The organism is Streptomyces sp. BK340, assembly GCF_007827595.1.
Lineage (GTDB): Bacteria > Actinomycetota > Actinomycetes > Streptomycetales > Streptomycetaceae > Streptomyces.
This window is the reverse complement of the sequence record NZ_VISR01000002.1, coordinates 261,695-277,970: the sequence shown is the minus strand read 5'-3', so window position 1 is coordinate 277,970 and position 16,276 is coordinate 261,695. Positions and strand designations below refer to the sequence as shown.

Below are 16,276 nucleotides of genomic sequence, written 5' to 3'. Positions count from 1 at the left end.
GTAGCCATTCTCTGCATGGCCAGGACAAAGGCCAGCGCAAGGGTCACGGAACGTGACTCCCTTGCGAGACAGCATGGTTGACGTACAGTCACCCCAACAAGCGCTTCGGGCATATTCCAGCGCGAAGGATTACCCGTGCGGCACACTGTGCGACGCTCGCAGCGGGGAGTCGAACAGGCCTGTTCCGGCGTCACCCCGGGGGCGTCACCGGCACGGCTCGCACTCGCAGCCACTCGCATCCCACAGAAGGTACCGGAGTGAGGCGCCGACTCCAGGACGTGACGGGTCACACGATGGACACAACCCGGTATCGACGCTCTGTGATTTCGATACGCCACGATCCGCGACAACTTGGGCCATGACTTTGCGCACGGCCCAGCCCAGCGCGTCGCCGTACCGTCAGGCCACCAGATCGGCGGCCAACACTTCCTCACTCTCCGTGCTCCCCCCGCCACGATGGGCCCGCGCCCAGGCCCGTTTGAGATGCAGATGGACCTCCGCTTCCCAGGTGAAGCCCATACCGCCGTGCACCTGGAGGCAGTCGCGGGCCCCGCGCACGGCGGCCTCGTCGGCGAGCAGCCGGGCGGCGGCGATGTCGGCCGGGTCGGCGGTCACGGCGGCCGCGTAGACCGCCACCCGGGCCGTCTCGGCGCGCACCAGCAGGTCGGCGCACAGGTGTTTGACGGCCTGGAAGGCCCCGATCGGCTGCCCGAACTGCTCCCGCGCCCGGGCGTGTTGCACGGCCAGCTCGCACGCGCGCGCGGCCGTGCCGAGCTGCTCCGCGGCGGTGAGGAGCACGGCCTCCGGGTCCGGCACGCCGACGCGGCCCCCGGGGACGCGGTGCAGCGGCGTCAACGGGTCCACCGACCGCAGGGGTACGGCACCCGAGGCGTCCCCGGTCACGGTGTCCGCCGCGTCCAGCCACTCCACCAGGGAGCCGTCCACGCGGGCGACCACGGTCTCCCCGGTGGCCGCCCCGGGTACGGTCCCGGCGGCGAGGTGGGTGGCCAGTACCGGCCCCGGCAGCAGTGCGCGGCCGGTCTCCTCGAGGACCAGCACCGCCTCCGGCAGCCCGAGGCCGACCCCGCCCCGGGCCTCCGGCACCCGCAGCGCGAACAGGCCCGCGGCGCCCAGCTCACGCCACAGGTCCCGGTCCAGGTGCCCGGGCCGGGCCACCGCCGCCCGCAGCGCGTCCGCGCCGAACCGGCGCTCCAGCAGCTGCCGCACCCCGGCCCGCAACGCCCGCTGCTCCTCGGTGAGTCGGAAACGCACGGTCACCGCCCCTTCGGCAGGCCGAGGATGCGCTCGGCGACGATGTTGCGCTGGATCTGCGAGGTGCCGGCGGCGATGGTGTACGACAGTGAGGAGAGCCGGTCGAGGACCCAGGGCCGGTCCAGGTCGAGACAGTCCGGGCCGAGCACCTCGGCGGCGGTGTCGTACAGCTCCTGACGGGCGTGCGAGTACCTCAGTTTGAATACCGAACCCCCGACGCCCGGCACGCCGCCGCCGGCCTCCGCCTCGCTCACGTTCCACTGGGTCAGCCGCCACAGCGCCCGGAACTCGGCATGGAGCCGGCCGAGCCGCCGGCGCAGCACGGGGTCGTCCCAGCGGCCGTTCTCCCGCGCTGTGCGGGCGAGTTCGCCGAGCACCCGGCGGCAGGCGACGACCTCGCCCACGAAGGCCGTGCCGCGCTCGAAGGAGAGCGTCACCATGGTCACGCGCCAGCCGTCGTTCTCCGCCCCCACCCGGTTGCCGACCGGCACCCGGACCTCGTCCAGGAACACCTCGGCGAACTCGGCCGACCCGGCGAGCGTGCGCAGCGGCCGTACGGTGACGCCCTCGGCGTCCATCGGCATGGCCAGCCAGGTGATGCCCCTGTGCCTGGGTGCCTCCGGGTCCGTGCGGACCAGCAGTTCGCACCAGTCGGCCACCTCGGCGTGCGAGGTCCAGATCTTGGACCCGCTCACCACGTAGTCGTCGCCGTCCCTGCGCGCGCGTGTGCGCAGCGCGGCGAGGTCGGAGCCGGCGTCCGGTTCGCTGAACCCCTGGCACCACACCTCGTCCCCGCGCAGGATCGGCGGCAGCCAGCGGTCCCGCTGCCCGGGCGTGCCCTCGGCGGCGATCGTCGGCCCGGCGTGGAGCAACCCGACGAAGTTCGCGCCCACATAGGGCGCGCCCGCCTTCTCCGTCTCCTCCAGGAAGATCAGCCGCATGGTCGGGGAGGAGTCCCAGTGGACGTCGGCGTACCCGGCGTCGTACAGCGTCCGCTGCCAGCCGAGGTCGTAGGCGCGGCGGCCGGGCCAGTCGTCCGGGGACGGCTTGGCGGGCAGGGTGGGCAGCACCTTGGCGAGCCACTCGCGCAGGCGGGCCCGGAACTCCTCCTCCTCGGGCGTGTACGAGACGTCCATCAGTTGTCGAGGTCCAGGCCCAGCATGCGGATGGCGTTGCCCCGCATCAGCTTGTGGACGGTCTCGTCGTCGAGGCCCTTCACATGGTCGAGGGCGACCTCCTTGGTGTGCGGGAAGGTCGAGTCGACGTGCGGGTAGTCGGTCTCGAAGGTGGCGTTGTCGCGGCCGACGACGTCCAGGGACGCGACCCCGTGCTTGTCGCGGAAGAAGCAGCAGAACATCTGCCGGTAGTAGTACGTCGACGGCGGCTCCGGGATCAGATCGCGCACCCCGCCCCAGGCGCGGTGCTCCTCCCACACGTCGTCGGCGCGTTCCAGGGCGTACGGGATCCAGCCCATCTGTCCTTCGGAGTAGGCGAGTTTGAGGGTCGGGAACTTCACCAGCACCCCGCTGAAGAGGTAGTCCATCATCGAGGCCATCGCGTTGTTGAAGCTGAGCGAGGCCTGGACGGCGGGCGGCGCGTCCGGGGAGGCGGCGGGCATCTGCGAGCTGCTGCCGATGTGCATGTTGACGACGGTCCCGGTCTCCTGGCACACCGCGAAGAACGGGTCCCAGTAGCCGGAGTGGATGGACGGCAGCCCGAGGTAGGTGGGGATCTCGGAGAAGGTCACCGCCCGCACCCCCCGCGCGGCGTTGCGCCGGATCTCCGCGACGGCCAGCTCCACGTCCCACAGCGGAATGAGGCACAGCGGGATCAGCCGTCCCGCGCTGTCCCCGCACCACTCCTCCACCATCCAGTCGTTGTAGGCGCGGACGCACGCGAGCGCGACCTCCTTGTCGTGCGCCTCGGCGAAGGTCTGCCCGCAGAAGCGCGGGAAGGTCGGGAAGCAGAGGCTGGCCTCGACATGGTTGAGGTCCATGTCCTCGAGCCGCGCCTTGGGGTCCCAGCAGCCACGCCGCATCTGCTCCCGGGTGATGCCCTCCAGGGTCATCTCGTCCCGGTCGAAGCCGACGGCGGCGATGTTGCGCTTGTACGGGAACTTCAGGTCCTCGTAGATCCACCAGTCCGTCGGCTGGCCCTCCGGGTCCATGGTGATCTGGTACTTCCCACCGACGTACGCCAGCTCCCCGATGCCGGCGGTCAGCGGCTTGGGACCCCGGTCCCGGTACTTCGCCGGCAGCCAGGTCTCGAAGAGGTGGGCGGGCTCGATCACGTGGTCGTCGACGCTGATGATGCGGGGCAGTTCGGTCACGATGGTCCCCTCCGCCGGACAGTACTTATCTGATGGTCCGTCAGATAGCATGTCACCTGACGAGTCGTCAGCCAAGCAGGGGGCATACGTGAACGAGACCCCGCACTCCCTGAGTTCCTCCCGCACGCTGTGGGACCTGGTCGCGCGCCGCGCCGATCTCACCCCCGACCGCCCCGTCCTCCTCCAGGAGGACCGCCGGCTGACCTTCGGCGGGCTGCGCGAGCGGGCCGAGCGGGTGGCGGCGGGTCTGTACGGCATGGGCGTCCGCCCCGGCACGGTGGTCGCCTGGCAGCTGCCCACGCGCATCGAGACGGCCGTGCTCTCCTTCGCCCTGGCCCGCCTGGGCGCCGTCCAGTCCCCGGTCATCCCCTTCTACCGGGACCGCGAGGTCGGCTTCGCCCTGCGCGAGTCCAGGTCCGAGTTCTTCGCCGTACCGGGCGTCTGGCGCGGCCACGACCACACGGAGATGGCTCGCCGGCTCGGTGCGAAGGGCGTCTTCGAGGCGTACGACACCCTGCCCGAGGCCGACCCGTCCGTCCTCCCCGCACCCCCCGCCGAGGGCACTTCGGTCCGCTGGATCTACTGGACGTCGGGCACGACCTCCGACCCCAAGGGCGTCCTGCACACGGACCGTTCCCTCATCGCGGGCGGCTCCTGCCTGGCCCACGCGCTGCGCCTCACCCCGAACGACGTGGGCTCGATGGCGTTCCCGTACGCGCACATAGCCGGCCCGGACTACACGGTCATGCTGCTGCTGTACGGCTTCCCGGCGGTGATGTTCGAGCAGTTCGCCCTGCCGGAAGCGCTGGAGGAGTACCGGCGGCACGGGGTCACGGTGGCCGGCGGCTCGACGGCGTTCTACTCGATGTTCCTGAACGAGCAGCGCAGACAGCCGGACACGAAGGTGATCCCCTCCCTCCGCCTCCTCGCGGGCGGCGGCGCCCCCAAGCCCCCGGAGGTCTACCACTGCGTCGTCCGCGAGATGGGCGTCCAGCTCACCCACGGCTACGGCATGACCGAGGTCCCGATGATCACCATGGGCGATCCCGAGGACACCGCCGAGAACCTCGCGACGACCGAGGGCCGCCCACCGCAGGGCATGGAGATACGGATCGTCGACGGCGAGGTCCGGCTGCGCGGCGAGGCTGTCTGCCAGGGCTACCTCGACCCCGCCCAGACGGCCGCGGCCTTCGACCCGGAGGGCTTCCTGCGCACCGGCGACCTCGGCCGCGTCACCGACTCGGGCCACCTCGTGCTCACCGGCCGGCTGAAGGACGTGATCATCCGCAAGGGCGAGAACATCTCGGCCAAGGAGATCGAGGACCTGCTGGCCGCACATCCGGCGGTGGGGGACGTGGCGGTCATCGGCCTGCCGGACACGGAGCGGGGGGAACTGGTCTGCGCGGTGATCGAACAACCTTCCGGTGCCGAGAAGTTGACGCTGTCCGCGGTCGTCTCGTACCTGCGCTCGGAAGGGCTGTCCGTGCACAAGCTGCCGGAGCGGCTGGAGGTGGTGGACGCCCTTCCACGCAACGAGACACTGCGGAAGGTACTGAAGTACCGGCTGCGGGAACGCTTCTCGCAGCGGCCGGCCGCTACTCCGGAACGGTGAAGTAGCGCGCGAACGCCGGGATGATCTCCGCCTCGCCGATCCTGCCGTCGCCGTCCGCGTCGAGGGCGGTGGCGGTGGCGCGGGCGACGTCGGCCGGTACGTGGAAGACGCGCAGGACACGGGCCGTGTCGGTGACGGTGGCGTGGCCGTCCGAGTCCGGGTCGGCCACGGCCAGGGCCGCGTGCAGGAACGGGCGGGCGATCTCGGCGAAGCGGTCGGGGTTGTCGCGCAGGCGCTTGACCGCGCCGGTGACGAACTCCTCGCGGGTGATGCGCTGGTCGCCGTCGCGGTCGGCGATGCCCGCCATGCCCTGCCAGAAGGCCTCCGCGCCGGCGTACAGCGCCTGGCCCTTGTCGGAGCGGGCGGTGACGTCGAACTCGGCGAGCAGCGCCTTGGCCGCCGCGTTGAAGTCCGCGCGGTCGATGTAGCCGTTGCCGTCCTGGTCGAAGGTGGCGAACCGGGCGGCGATCCTGCGCTCGTACTCGGTGCTGACCATGTCTGTTCGGGCCGCCTTACGTTGACGTGGGGGTTGATCTGGCAGGGAGCGTACGTCGCGGGAGGCGGTGAGGTGACGGAAAAGCGGGGGCTGTGCCAAGACCGGGGGAATTCTGCGACAAGCTTGTGGTGTCGGCGTGGTGCGGCTCAGGCCGAGAGGGGGCCCGCCTCGTCGGTGACGGCGGACACGACGTCGGGGCGGACGTCGAAGAGGCGGCGGACACCGAGCGCGCCGAGGACCCGGTTGACGTGCGAGCCCTCGTCGGCGCCCCGGTCCGGCAGGATCAGCCGCAGCCGGCCCTGGCAGGAGCGGATCAGGCGGCGCGCGGCGATCAGCACGCCCACCCCGCTGGAGTCACAGAAGAAGACCTCGGAGAGGTCCAGGATCAGACTGTGATGGCCCTCGGCCACCACGTCATGGACCCGTTGGCGCAGCACCGGCGAGGTCATCAGGTCCAGTTCCCCGGACACCCGGAGCACGGCCCACTCGCCCTGTTCGACGCCGGTCACCTTGAATGCCACGGCCACGCCCCTCCGCTCGCCGGATCTCCCGGAACCGCCCGGAAACGGAAGCAGTTCCTACGTTTCTCTCCGCGCGGCTGCCCAGCGGCCGTTCCCTGAAACTTCGCGGAGGAAACCGCGGGCGGTCGACAGAGGGCTTGTTTCAGTCACTACCGATCCTGTTCGATCAGAGTCGGACACGCTTTGAGTGAAGATTATGTGAAGAGGGCGCTATCACCTGCGACGCCTCGGGGGGCGCACATTGACACAAAGGGGCGTGCGTAGTCAGGAGTGCCGACTACATTCGAGATGAGGGTGCAGAGACGCTGGACGGGCCGGACGACGCGAGGGGAGGGGCAGCATGGCGCAGAAGGACGTACCGCCCCGCTGGGACCGCAAGATGCAGCAGCGGCTCGCGCGCGGTGAGGCCGCCGCGCTCGGCGAGCTCTACGACCGGTTCGCCTCCCTCGTGCACAGCCTCGCCCACCGGGTCCTCGGCGACGAACGGGCCGCCGACGGCGTCACCCGCGAGGTGTTCGCCCACGTCTGGGAACACCCCGACAGCTACGACCCCAAGGAGGGTCCGCTGCGCTCCTGGGTCGCCGCGGTGACCCACCGGCTGGCCGTGCAGCGGCTGCGCGCCACCGAGACCGCCGCGCTCACCGGCGGCGGGAGCGGCTCCGCGGAGGAACTGGAGAGCCTGGAGAGCAAGGTGCACCGCGCCTCGGTCGCCGCCCGCGCCGACTACATCGTCCACTCCATGCCCGCCCCGCTGCGCGCCGCGCTCGAACTGGCCTATTTCCAGCGCCGCGACTACCGCCAGACCGCCACCGACCTCGGCGTCACCGAGGACGAGGCCCGCCGCCGGCTCCGCCTCGGCCTGCAACTGCTGTCCACCGCCCATGACGTCGGCACACCGCCGGGCTACGGGGGTGCGGTGTGAACGGGCCGGGAGGGTTCGAGGCGCACGACGGGGACGACGCGTACGAGGGCGCTGCGGGAGCGGTCCCCGGTGACGGTTCGGGTCACGACTCCGGTGCCGGTATCGGTTCCGGTTCCGGTTCCGGTGACGGGCCGCCGGGTGCCGGTGGACCGGGAACCGGTCGCTCGCCCCGGATACCGCTGCCCCGCGCCTCTGTCGAGGACAGCGGGATGCCGCTGCCCGACCTCGCCGACCTGGGGGACCTTCCGCCCGTGCCGCTCGACCTGTCGCACGACGTCCTGAAGTCGCTCCTCGGCGCCTGGGCCCTGGCCGCCTGCTCGGCGGCCGAGACGGCGGCCGTGGAGGAACACCTCGGCAGCTGCGGGCCCTGCGCCGAGGAGGCGCTGCGGCTGCGTGGGGCGGTCGGTCTGCTGCACCAGCCCGAGAGCCTCGACCTCGACCCCGCCCTGCGCACCCGCGTCCTGGAGAGCTGCCTGGACCGCCGGCCGCCGCGCATCCCGGTGCCCGGGTGGGCGGCTCCCTACGACGCCGAGAGCGCGCGGCTGGACGCACTGCTGCAGGACTTCGGCGACGCGGAGTGGCATGCGCCCGTGCGGCTGCGGTGGTTCGAGGGTGACGCGCCGACGAGTCGTCGTACCACCGTGGCCGGGGTGATCGCGCATCTGCTGTCGGTGGACGGGCTGGTCGCGACGGCGCTCGGTCTGGAGGATCCGCTGGCGGAGGCCCTCGCGAAGGGTGAGAAGACCGAGACGGGCGAGACCGGCGCGCAGGGCGCCGCGGGGCCGGCCGAGCGTACCGAGACGTTCTGGCGGGCGTCCCACTTCCCGCCGACGCGGTCCGTGCGGGGGCCGTGGCGGGAACAGAGCCACAACCTCGTACGGACGGTGTCCTTCACGGGCAGCACCGCCGGCGGGCTGGCGGTGCCCTACGGCCCCTTCGAACTGCCCTTGCACGACGCCATGCTGGACCGCGCCTTCGAGTGCTGGGTGCACGCGGAGGACATCGCGGAGGCGGTGGACTATCCGTACGAGCCGCCCGCGCCGCGTCACCTGAACAAGATGATCGACCTCGCGGCGCGGATGCTGCCGGTGGCGCTGGCCGCGCGGCGTCGGGCGGGGTTGTCCGCGCCGGGGCGGACCCCGCATCTCGTTCCTGCGGGGGCGCCGGGGCGGAGCCTGCGGCTGGAGATCGAGGGGGCGGCCGGCGGCGAGTGGCTGATCCCGCTCGACTCGCCCGGCGCGGTCGGCTCCGCGGAGTTCGAGGTGGCCCATGTCGCCCTGGACGGCGTGGAGTTCTGTCGGCTGGCGGCAGGTCACGTGCCTCCGGAGGAGGCTGCGGCGGGGCAGGTGGGCGACCGGGAGGCAATCAGGGATGTGCTGTTCGCCGCCGCGGGGCTCAGCCGGATGTGACCCGGCTGAGCATCGGCGTGCCGGTGCTGTGGCCGGGCGGCGGTGCTGCAACTCCCCCGGGGGCGCGGGGCTGTATCGATGTGCGGCTCCGCCGCGTGGGCGCGACCAGCCACCGCCGACCCGCAGCCGACCCGACTGCCGGCGGCTCAGTGCACCGAGAACCCGCCGTCCACAAAGATCGACTGCCCGGTGACATAGGCAGACGCGCCGCTCGCCAGGAACACCACCGCCCCCGCGAAGTCCTCGGCCACCCCGTTGCGCCCGACCATCGTGCGCGCGGCCAGTGCCGCCACCCGCTCCGGGTCGGAGGACAGCCGCGTATTCAGCGGGGTCATCACGAAGCCCGGGACGAGGGTGTTGGCGGTGACGCCGTGCGGGGACCACGCCTCGGCCTGGGAGCGGGCCAGTGACTCCAGCGCGCCCTTGGAGACGCCGTAGGCACCGCTCTGCACGAAGGCCCGGTGCGCCTGCTGGGAGGTGATGTGGATGATCCGGCCGTAACCCCGCTCGGCCATGCCGGGCCCGAACCGCTGCCCCAGCAGGTAGGGCGCCTCCAGGTTCACGGCCATGGTGGTGTCCCACACCTCCTCGCCCAGCTCCCCCATCGGCGGCCGCAGGTTGATCCCGGCGCAGTTGACGAGGATGTCGGGCTCCCCGAACTTCCCGGCCGCCTCCTCGGCCCCCGCGCGCACGCCCTCGCGGGTGCTCAGGTCGGCACTGACCCAGGCGGCCCGGCAGCCGTCGGCGGTCAGCTCGTCGACCGTGGCGGCCAGCTGTGCCTCCTTGCGCGCCACGACCACCACGCTCGCCCCGGCCCGCGCCAGTGCCCCGGTGATGGCCCGGCCGATACCGGAGCTGCCGCCGGTGACCACGGCGACACGCCCGTCCAGCGAGAAGAGTTCGGAGAGGTAAGCCCGTGAGGTCATGCCCGAAGCGTCTCTGATCATCCAAGTGATCCTATGCAGGACATGGTGTCCGGCGTGGGTTCTGCCCACCGTGGAGGGGTGGCGTGTGCGTGGAGGTGGAAGCCCGCGCCCCGTTCTGCCCCTCGTGGCCGGTGTCGGCGGGTGGTGGGTGTGCTGATCGTCGTCACGCCCTGGTGCCGACGGGCTGCGCGGGGCAGCATCCTCCGGCCCGTGTGAGCGTGTCCCTCCGGACGCTTTCCCGCCGGCCCCGAGGGGCCGGCGGGGGAGGGTGCCCTGCGTCGCCTGGGCGCGGGGCGTGCACGGATCCGAAAGGGAACACATGAGCCCAAGGGGGCGCCTCAGGCGAAGATCACCGTGCGGCGCCCGTTGAGCAGGATCCTGCGCTCGGCGTGCCACTTCACCGCGCGCGCCAGCGCCTGGCACTCCACGTCCCGCCCGATGGCGACGAGCTGGTCCGGCGTCACGCCGTGGCCCACCCGCTCGACCTCCTGCTCGATGATCGGGCCCTCGTCGAGGTCCGCGGTCACGTAGTGGGCGGTGGCGCCGATCAGCTTGACGCCCCGCGCGTGCGCCTGGTGGTACGGCTTGGCGCCCTTGAAGCTCGGCAGGAAGGAGTGGTGGATGTTGATGATCCGGCCGCTGAGCTGCTTGCACAGGTCGTCCGAGAGGACCTGCATGTAGCGGGCGAGGACGACCAGTTCGACGTTCTGCTCGCGCACGATCTCCAGCAGCCGCGCCTCGGCCTGCGCCTTGTTCTCCTTCGTCACCGGGATGTGGTGGAAGGGGATGTTGTACGAGCCCGCCAGCTCCTGGAAATCGGTGTGGTTGGAGACCACGGCCGAGATCTCCACCGGCAGGGCGCCGATGCTGGCGCGGAAGAGCAGGTCGTTGAGGCAGTGGCCGAACTTGCTGACCATCAGGACGATGCGCATCTTCTCGTCGGCCTGGTTGAGCTGCCAGTCCATGTGGAAGCTGTCACCGATCGCTGCGAAGCTCGCCCGCAGCTTCTCCACGGTCAGCGGCGCGTCGGCGGAGAAGTGGACGCGCATGAAGAACAGTCCCGTGTCGTGGTCGCCGAACTGCTGGCTGTCCTCGATGTTGCAGCCGGTCATGAACAAGTAGCTCGACACGGCGTGCACGATGCCCTTCTTGTCCGGGCAGGAGAGAGTGAGGACGTACTGGTCGGCCGGGGCGGCGGCCGGGGCGGACTGCTCGTTCATGCACCACAGGGTCCCATACGGCCACGCGCCGTGGGCAATCGTCCCGCGGGTCGGGACGGCCGGGACGGCCCGCCGCGCGGCGCCGTCCCGAAAGGCTCCGGCCCGCGTCTACGCGGCCCTCGTCATGATCCGCAGTACCTCCAGGCTCCGCGGAGGCGCGTCCGGATCGTCGCCGTCGCTCGCCGCGAGGCGCAGGTGCGCGTCCCGGGCCGCCCGCACCGCCTCCGGCCACCCGTGGTGGTCGACGTAGGCGGAGACCGGCGCGTCCGGGCCGACCTGGTGCATGATCCTCAGCACCCGCAGGACGGCGGTGTCGACGAGCGCCGCCTCCTGCGAGTCGCGGAATATCGTGCCGACGTACTTCTCGGCGGACCAGTTGTCCAGCCAGGTGTCCTCCACCAGGCGGTACACGGCGTCGGTGACGTCGCCGTACCCGTCGACGCCGGCCAGCCAGACGTCGCGTTGGAACTCCTGGTCGGAGAGCATGTGCAGCGCGGAGCGCACATTGCTGCGCCAGCGCCACCACGGCATGTCGTTCAGTGGCATGCCGCCCATGGTGGAGGAGCGACGGCCGCGACGGGAAGAGTTCTCCGAACCTTGCACGGTCATCGATCGTACGTTCCTCGCCACACCAGTCTCACAGGCCCCTGCAATTCACCTCAGTGTCACCTTTCGTTGACCATGGGTCACTCCCAGGTTAGTGATGTGACGGAATCGTGCTTGTCCATGACCGGCAGGCCACGCATCCGCAGCACCTTCCTCCCCTTCCTCTCCCGGCCCGTCAGAGCCACCGCCCTGTCGGCGGGTGCACTGGCCGCGTGTGCGTCGCTCACCGCCGGCTGCGGGGCCATCCCCGGTGCCACGGGGGGCTCCGGGGATGGCCCGATCAAGGTCATGACCTGGGCGCCCCAGAAGACCGACTCCACCAACAAGCCCGGCATGCCCGCGATGGCCCACGCCTACGGCAAGTGGATCAACGCCCACGGCGGCATCAACGGCCGCAAGCTCGAGGTCCTGACCTGCAACGACCACAACGACAGCGTGGGCGCGGCGAAGTGTGCCCGGCGCGCGGCGGCCGAGGACGTGGTCGCGGTGGTCGGCTCGTACAGCCAGTTCGGCGACTCCTTCCTCGCCCCGCTGGAGAGCTCGGGCATCCCCTACATAGGCGGCTACGGCGTCACCAGCGAGGAGTTCACCGGCCCCATGGTGTACCCGGTCAACGGGGGCCAGCCCGCCCTCCTGGCCGGTCTCGGCAGGGCGCTCGCCGCCTCCTGCGGCCCGGTCTCCCTGGTCCGTCCCGACAGCATCGCCGGCGACCAGCTGCCCGCGCTGCTCAACTCCGGTCTGAAGGAGGGCGGGCACGCCCCGGCCGGCGACCAGCTCGCCGCGGAGAACGCCACCGAGTACGACGGCAAGGTCGACGACGCACTGAAGTACGCGACGAAGGACACGCTCCGCAAGGGGTGCGTGGTGCCCGCGCTCGGGGACCGCACCGACACCTTCATGGACTCCTTCCGGCGGGCCCGCGAGGGCTACCCCTCGGTGCGGACCGCGACCGTACTGGGCAGCGTCGACCAGACGGTGATCAACTCGACGGGCGGCGCGTCGGGGCCCTACGAGGGGTCGTACATCACCGGCTGGTACCCGGTGTCGTCCGACCCGCGCTGGGACCAGATGAAGAAGGTGATCAACGAGGAGGCCTTCGGCGACAACCGCATCGACCCCGCGGACGCCGGAGTGCAGACCACCTGGATCGCCTACACCGTGCTGAAGGCCGTCCTGGAGAAGATCGGCGGCGGCGAGGTGAGCTCCGACACCGTGCGGCACACCCTCGACGACGGCCTGAAGGTGTCCACGGGCGGCCTCACCCCGACCCTGCACTGGCCCTACGAGAGCAAGCTCGCCGGAGTCGGCTTCCCGCGGCTCGTCAACGCCGACGTGACCCTCCAGGTCGTCAAGGGCGGCCGGCTGGTCGCGGCGAAGAAGACCGCGGGCTCGGGCTTCGACGGGATCACCGACATGACGGGCACGCTGGAGAACGCCGAACTGGACTGACCCGGCCGCCGGGGCAGGCCCCGGCGGCCGCCCGGCTCACAGCTGGGTCGGCTGGCGCTGGGTCAGGCCGTACTTCTGCGCGATGGTGTTCCACAGCGCCGCCGCCTTCACCTTCTCCGCGCTGGCGGTGGTGCTCTCCCGGTTGCCGGCCAGGGTCTGGCCGGTGCCGCGGGCCTGGCCCTTGTGGCAGCCCTTCCGGCCACCGCCCACCTGGTCGGCCCAGGCCGCGTAGTGGTTGTCGGCGGCCGCGGACGCCTGCCAGGCCTTGGTGAGGGCGGCGGTCAGCTCGGTGTTGTTCGGCAGCTTGTCCACGGACAGCTTGCCGAGCCGGGTGACCAGGTCGGTGCGCTGCTTGGCCGCGTCGCGCAGGTTGGAGGCGGACTGGCCGGTGTTGTTGCACTGCCGGACGTTCGCCACCGCCTGGATCACCGAGGCGCGGCTGCTGCCGCTGTCGGCGAGCAGCTTGTCCAGGGCGGCCGCCTGCTGCTGGGCGGGGTCGGCGCCGGACGAAGCGGAGTTCTGGGTGGCCGGGGAGGCGGCGGCGACGGTCTTCTTGTCGTTGCCCTTGTCCCCGCCGCCACCGCTGAACATCGCGCCGACACCGAAGCCGACGATGACGATGCCGATGCCGATGGCGGCGAACAGCGGCACCCGCGAGCCGGTACGGCCGTCCCGGCGCCCGCCGTCGTCCTCGTTCATGTCGATGGGCTGGATGTACGACGGCTGCGCCGGGCCCGGGTAGCCGTTCGGCTGGACGCGGGGCATCTGCTGCGTGGAGCCGGCCGGGCTCTCCCCGCCCCCCGGCCCGGAGCGGAAGAGGTTGTCGAACTCGGCGGGCGGCTGCCGCTCCCCGCCCGGCGCCCGGCCGGTGAACGGCGGGATGTACTGGGTGGCGGCGGCGTCGGAGGGGGCGGCCGACTGGGGCACGCGCCCCAGGTACCGCGTCTCCTCACCGGTGGACTCGGGCGGCAGCGCGCCGGCCGCCACCGGCGGTATGAGCTGAGTGGCGCCCTCGTCGACCGGGGCCGCCGGGACCGGCGGTATGAGCTGGGTCGCGCCCTCGTCGACCGGGGCCGCCGGGACCGGCGGTATGTACTGGGTCGCGCCGTCGGCCGCCGGCGGCAGGGACGCGGCCGGGTATGCCTCCGGTACGGCGGGCGGCAGGGCCGCGCCCTGGCCCGCCGCACCGTGCGCCGCGTACGCGTCGGCGGGCGGCAGGGGCGCCGAGGCCGGGTACTGCTGCTGGTACGGGTCCGCGGTGCCGTAGGCGGCAGGCCGGCCCGCGCCCTGGGACTGCGGGCCGCCGTACTGGGGCTGCTGCCCGGCGCCGTACTGCTGCTGACCGCCGCCGTACCGGGGCTGCTGGTCACCGCCGTAGGCCTGCGCCTGCCCCGCGGAGCCATAGGCCGGGGCCTGGCCGACGGAGCCGTAGGCCTGGTCGCCGTACGACGGAGCCGGTGCGCCCTCGGGAGGCAGCGGGCCGGGGCCGTTGCCCGCGGGCTGCTGCTGGTCCGGAGTGCCCCACTGCTGGGCGGCCGCCGGGGGCCAGCCCTGGTCCGGCTGGGGTGCCTGCTGGGCGCCGGGGCCCCACGCACCGCCCCAGGCCTGGCCGCCGGTCGGGGCCGCGGGGGCGGGGGTGGGGGCGCTTGCCATGCCCGGTAGCAGGGGCTCGCCTCCGTCGGAGGGCAGCACGATGCCTTCGTGCGCGGGTCGCGCCGAGGGCTCCTCGCCCTGTCCACTCTGCGTCACCGGGACTCCTACGAATGGGGGACCTTCGGAATCGTCGGCTCACGCTACCGGGTCCCCCGAGCCGGGTGCCACGCAGCTCAGGGAGCGATCTTCTTCCTTGTGACACCAGTAACAGAACAGCCCCGCGGTGCGCTGCATATGGCAACCGTTCTGGGCCCTGATGCCGTTTCCCGTGCGTTCACACCACCGCGGGGCCGCTGTTCAGGCGGCCTGCTGGAGGTCGAGACGGGCCCCGAACTCCCGCACGACCGCTTCGTCCCGGAAGGGCTCCAGGCGCTGCTGGAGGTCCTCCAGATACTCGGCGCCCCGGTTTGACCGGAGTGTCTCCAGCAGTTCCACCGCCTTCATACCGGTGCTGCAGGCCTGCTCGATCTCGCGCTGCTGCACCTGGGCCGTGGCGAGGAGCACATAGCCGATGGCGCGGCGCCGGGCCCGGGTCTCGGGGTGTCCGGCCAGCGACCGCTCGGCGTATCGCGCCGCCGCCTCGGCCTGTCCCAGGTCGCGGTGGCAGTGCGCCAGCTCGTCGGCCAGATAGGCCTCGTCGAAGTGCGCGATCCACACCGGGTCGTCCCCGGAGGCCGCGTCCGCCTGTTCCATCGCCGAGACCGCCCGCCCGGAGGCGGCCTGCGCGGCCCGGACGTCACCGAGCAGGGCGTGCCCGCGGGCCTCGGCCGCGTGGAACATCGCCTCCGCGCGCGGGGTGACCCGTCCGCGCGCCCCTTCCTGCGCGGCCCGCGCCAGCTGGGCGATCTCGCGCGGGTTGCCGAGCTGCGCGGCGAGGTGGCTCATGGAGGCGGCCAGGATGTAACCGCCGTAGCCGCGGTCGCCGGCCGCCTGCGCCAGACGCAGCGACTGGATGTAGTACCGCTGGGCCAGGCCCGGCTGCCCGGTGTCCACCGCCATGTACCCCGCCAGCTCGGTCAGCCGGGCGACGGTCGCGAAGAGGTCGCGGCCGACCGCCTCGCGGTACGACCCCGCGAGCAGCCCGGAGACGACGCTGTTGAGGTAGTGCACGACCACCGGACGCACATGACCGCTGCCGTACTGGTGGTCGAGGTCCACCAGTGCCTGGGTCATGGACCGTACGGCGGCCACGTCGGCCTGGCCCACCCGCGGGCCCGCCTGCCGGGCCACCTGGGCGTCCGGCATGGAGATCAGCCAGTCGCGGCTGGGCTCGACCAGCGCGGAGGCGGCGACGGAGGAGCCGGACAGGAAGTCCCGCCGCCCCACGTCGCTGCGCCACAGCTCGCAGACCTGCTCGATGGCCCCCAGTACCGTCGGCGAGAACTGGAGGCCGACCCCCGAGGCGAGGTTCTTGCCGTTGGCCATGCCGATCTCGTCGATCGTGACCGTACGGCCGAGCTTGCGCCCGAGCGCCTCCGCGATGATCGCCGGGGCCCGGCCGCGCGGCTGCTGGCCACGCAGCCAGCGGGCCACGGACGTCTTGTCGTAGCGCAGGTCGAGACCGTGCTCGGCGCCGCACATGTTGACCCGCCGGGCCAGCCCGGCGTTCGAGCACCCCGCTTCCTGGATGAGTGCCTGCAGCCGTTCGTTCGGCTGCCTCGCAACGAGAGGCCTTGCGGCCATGTGCTACCCCCTGCGAACCCCTGGAGCGTGAAGATCCGGCCGGAAGGATCCGGTCCTGAAGATCACTGCCCAGCTGACATACCGTCAATGCGTGACATGTGCGGTTTGCCGGGGTAAAGGCTGGTGCCAACCCCACCCCTGGCTACCCATCCCACGCCCCGCTTCCTCCCGCGCGCCC

14 protein-coding genes are annotated in these 16,276 nt (G+C 72.0%); 4 read left to right on the top strand and 10 right to left on the bottom strand.

The features are described 5' to 3' along the window. Positions 1-399 precede the first annotated feature (399 nt). The 3 genes from FB157_RS04630 to FB157_RS04620 are packed head-to-tail and all read right to left on the bottom strand — an operon-like array spanning position 400 to position 3,652. On the bottom strand, positions 400-1,272 hold the full coding sequence (locus FB157_RS04630) for an acyl-CoA dehydrogenase family protein (RefSeq protein WP_145876208.1): 873 nt from the start codon (positions 1,270-1,272) through the stop codon (positions 400-402). Positions 1,273-1,274: 2 nt separating this feature from the next. After that, the gene (locus FB157_RS04625) at positions 1,275-2,408 is read right to left on the bottom strand and encodes an acyl-CoA dehydrogenase family protein (RefSeq protein WP_145876206.1); all 1,134 of its coding nucleotides are present in this window, start codon (positions 2,406-2,408) and stop codon (positions 1,275-1,277) included. Next, on the bottom strand, positions 2,408-3,652 hold the full coding sequence (locus FB157_RS04620; protein WP_398946170.1) for an amidohydrolase family protein: 1,245 nt from the start codon (positions 3,650-3,652) through the stop codon (positions 2,408-2,410). The genes FB157_RS04625 and FB157_RS04620 overlap by 1 nt, the downstream gene beginning before the upstream one ends. A gap of 37 nt (positions 3,653-3,689) precedes the next feature. On the opposite strand from FB157_RS04620, the gene FB157_RS04615 reads away from it, so the two are divergent. Beyond that, the gene (locus tag FB157_RS04615) at positions 3,690-5,213 is read left to right on the top strand and encodes a class I adenylate-forming enzyme family protein (protein WP_145876204.1); all 1,524 of its coding nucleotides are present in this window, start codon (positions 3,690-3,692) and stop codon (positions 5,211-5,213) included. Here the strand turns inward: FB157_RS04615 and FB157_RS04610 are convergent. Next, positions 5,197-5,709 (bottom strand): EF-hand domain-containing protein, encoded by a 513-nt coding sequence (locus tag FB157_RS04610; protein ID WP_145876202.1) that lies wholly within the window; start codon positions 5,707-5,709, stop codon positions 5,197-5,199. The genes FB157_RS04615 and FB157_RS04610 overlap by 17 nt on opposite strands. A gap of 146 nt (positions 5,710-5,855) precedes the next feature. Next, positions 5,856-6,236: an STAS domain-containing protein gene (locus tag FB157_RS04605; RefSeq protein WP_145876200.1), complete on the bottom strand. Its 381-nt coding sequence runs from the start codon at positions 6,234-6,236 to the stop codon at positions 5,856-5,858. Between the two features lie 334 nt (positions 6,237-6,570). Between FB157_RS04605 and FB157_RS04600 the strand changes: the two genes are divergently transcribed. Further along, entirely contained in the window at positions 6,571-7,152 is a 582-nt protein-coding gene (locus FB157_RS04600; protein ID WP_145876197.1) for an RNA polymerase sigma factor, read from the top strand. Next, positions 7,149-8,561: a zf-HC2 domain-containing protein gene (locus tag FB157_RS04595; protein ID WP_398946167.1), complete on the top strand. Its 1,413-nt coding sequence runs from the start codon at positions 7,149-7,151 to the stop codon at positions 8,559-8,561. Before FB157_RS04600 ends, FB157_RS04595 begins: the two co-directional genes overlap by 4 nt. A 146-nt stretch (positions 8,562-8,707) precedes the next feature. Here the strand turns inward: FB157_RS04595 and FB157_RS04590 are convergent, their stop codons facing one another. The 3 genes from FB157_RS04590 to FB157_RS04575 all read right to left on the bottom strand — a co-directional run bounded on the left by FB157_RS04590 (position 8,708) and on the right by FB157_RS04575 (position 11,316). Beyond that, the gene (locus FB157_RS04590) at positions 8,708-9,487 is read right to left on the bottom strand and encodes an SDR family NAD(P)-dependent oxidoreductase (RefSeq protein ID WP_145876194.1); all 780 of its coding nucleotides are present in this window, start codon (positions 9,485-9,487) and stop codon (positions 8,708-8,710) included. Between the two features lie 338 nt (positions 9,488-9,825). Further along, positions 9,826-10,707 carry a formyltetrahydrofolate deformylase gene (gene purU / locus FB157_RS04580; RefSeq protein WP_145876192.1) on the bottom strand — a complete coding sequence of 294 codons (882 nt, stop codon included), beginning with the start codon at positions 10,705-10,707 and terminating at the stop codon, positions 9,826-9,828. 108 nt (positions 10,708-10,815) lie between these two features. Next, positions 10,816-11,316, bottom strand: coding sequence for an SCO4402 family protein (locus FB157_RS04575; RefSeq protein WP_145876190.1), 501 nt, complete (start codon positions 11,314-11,316; stop codon positions 10,816-10,818). A gap of 117 nt (positions 11,317-11,433) precedes the next feature. Between FB157_RS04575 and FB157_RS04570 the strand changes: the two genes are divergently transcribed. Beyond that, a complete protein-coding gene (locus tag FB157_RS04570; protein ID WP_145876188.1) occupies positions 11,434-12,762 on the top strand; it encodes an ABC transporter substrate-binding protein in 1,329 nt (442 codons plus the stop codon). Between the two features lie 36 nt (positions 12,763-12,798). Here FB157_RS04570 and FB157_RS04565 read toward each other — a convergent pair whose 3' ends face one another. Further along, on the bottom strand, positions 12,799-14,511 hold the full coding sequence (locus FB157_RS04565) for a hypothetical protein (protein WP_145876186.1): 1,713 nt from the start codon (positions 14,509-14,511) through the stop codon (positions 12,799-12,801). Positions 14,512-14,712: 201 nt separating this feature from the next. Further along, positions 14,713-16,098 (bottom strand): transcriptional regulator, encoded by a 1,386-nt coding sequence (locus FB157_RS04560; protein ID WP_145876185.1) that lies wholly within the window; start codon positions 16,096-16,098, stop codon positions 14,713-14,715. Between the last annotated feature and the right edge of the window lie 178 nt (positions 16,099-16,276).

What these genes read in the sequence shown, in the direction of transcription:
- FB157_RS04560 (WP_145876185.1), bottom strand. Translation starts at nt 16,098, where the DNA reads ATGGCCGCAAGGCCTCTCGTTGCGAGGCAGCCGAACGAACGGCTGCAG.
- FB157_RS04590 (WP_145876194.1), bottom strand. Translation starts at nt 9,487, where the DNA reads ATGACCTCACGGGCTTACCTCTCCGAACTCTTCTCGCTGGACGGGCGT.
- FB157_RS04610 (WP_145876202.1), bottom strand. Translation starts at nt 5,709, where the DNA reads ATGGTCAGCACCGAGTACGAGCGCAGGATCGCCGCCCGGTTCGCCACC.
- purU (WP_145876192.1), bottom strand. Translation starts at nt 10,707, where the DNA reads ATGAACGAGCAGTCCGCCCCGGCCGCCGCCCCGGCCGACCAGTACGTC.
- FB157_RS04600 (WP_145876197.1), top strand. Translation starts at nt 6,571, where the DNA reads ATGGCGCAGAAGGACGTACCGCCCCGCTGGGACCGCAAGATGCAGCAG.
- FB157_RS04570 (WP_145876188.1), top strand. Translation starts at nt 11,434, where the DNA reads ATGACCGGCAGGCCACGCATCCGCAGCACCTTCCTCCCCTTCCTCTCC.
- FB157_RS04575 (WP_145876190.1), bottom strand. Translation starts at nt 11,316, where the DNA reads ATGACCGTGCAAGGTTCGGAGAACTCTTCCCGTCGCGGCCGTCGCTCC.
- FB157_RS04620 (WP_398946170.1), bottom strand. Translation starts at nt 3,652, where the DNA reads ATGCTATCTGACGGACCATCAGATAAGTACTGTCCGGCGGAGGGGACC.
- FB157_RS04625 (WP_145876206.1), bottom strand. Translation starts at nt 2,408, where the DNA reads ATGGACGTCTCGTACACGCCCGAGGAGGAGGAGTTCCGGGCCCGCCTG.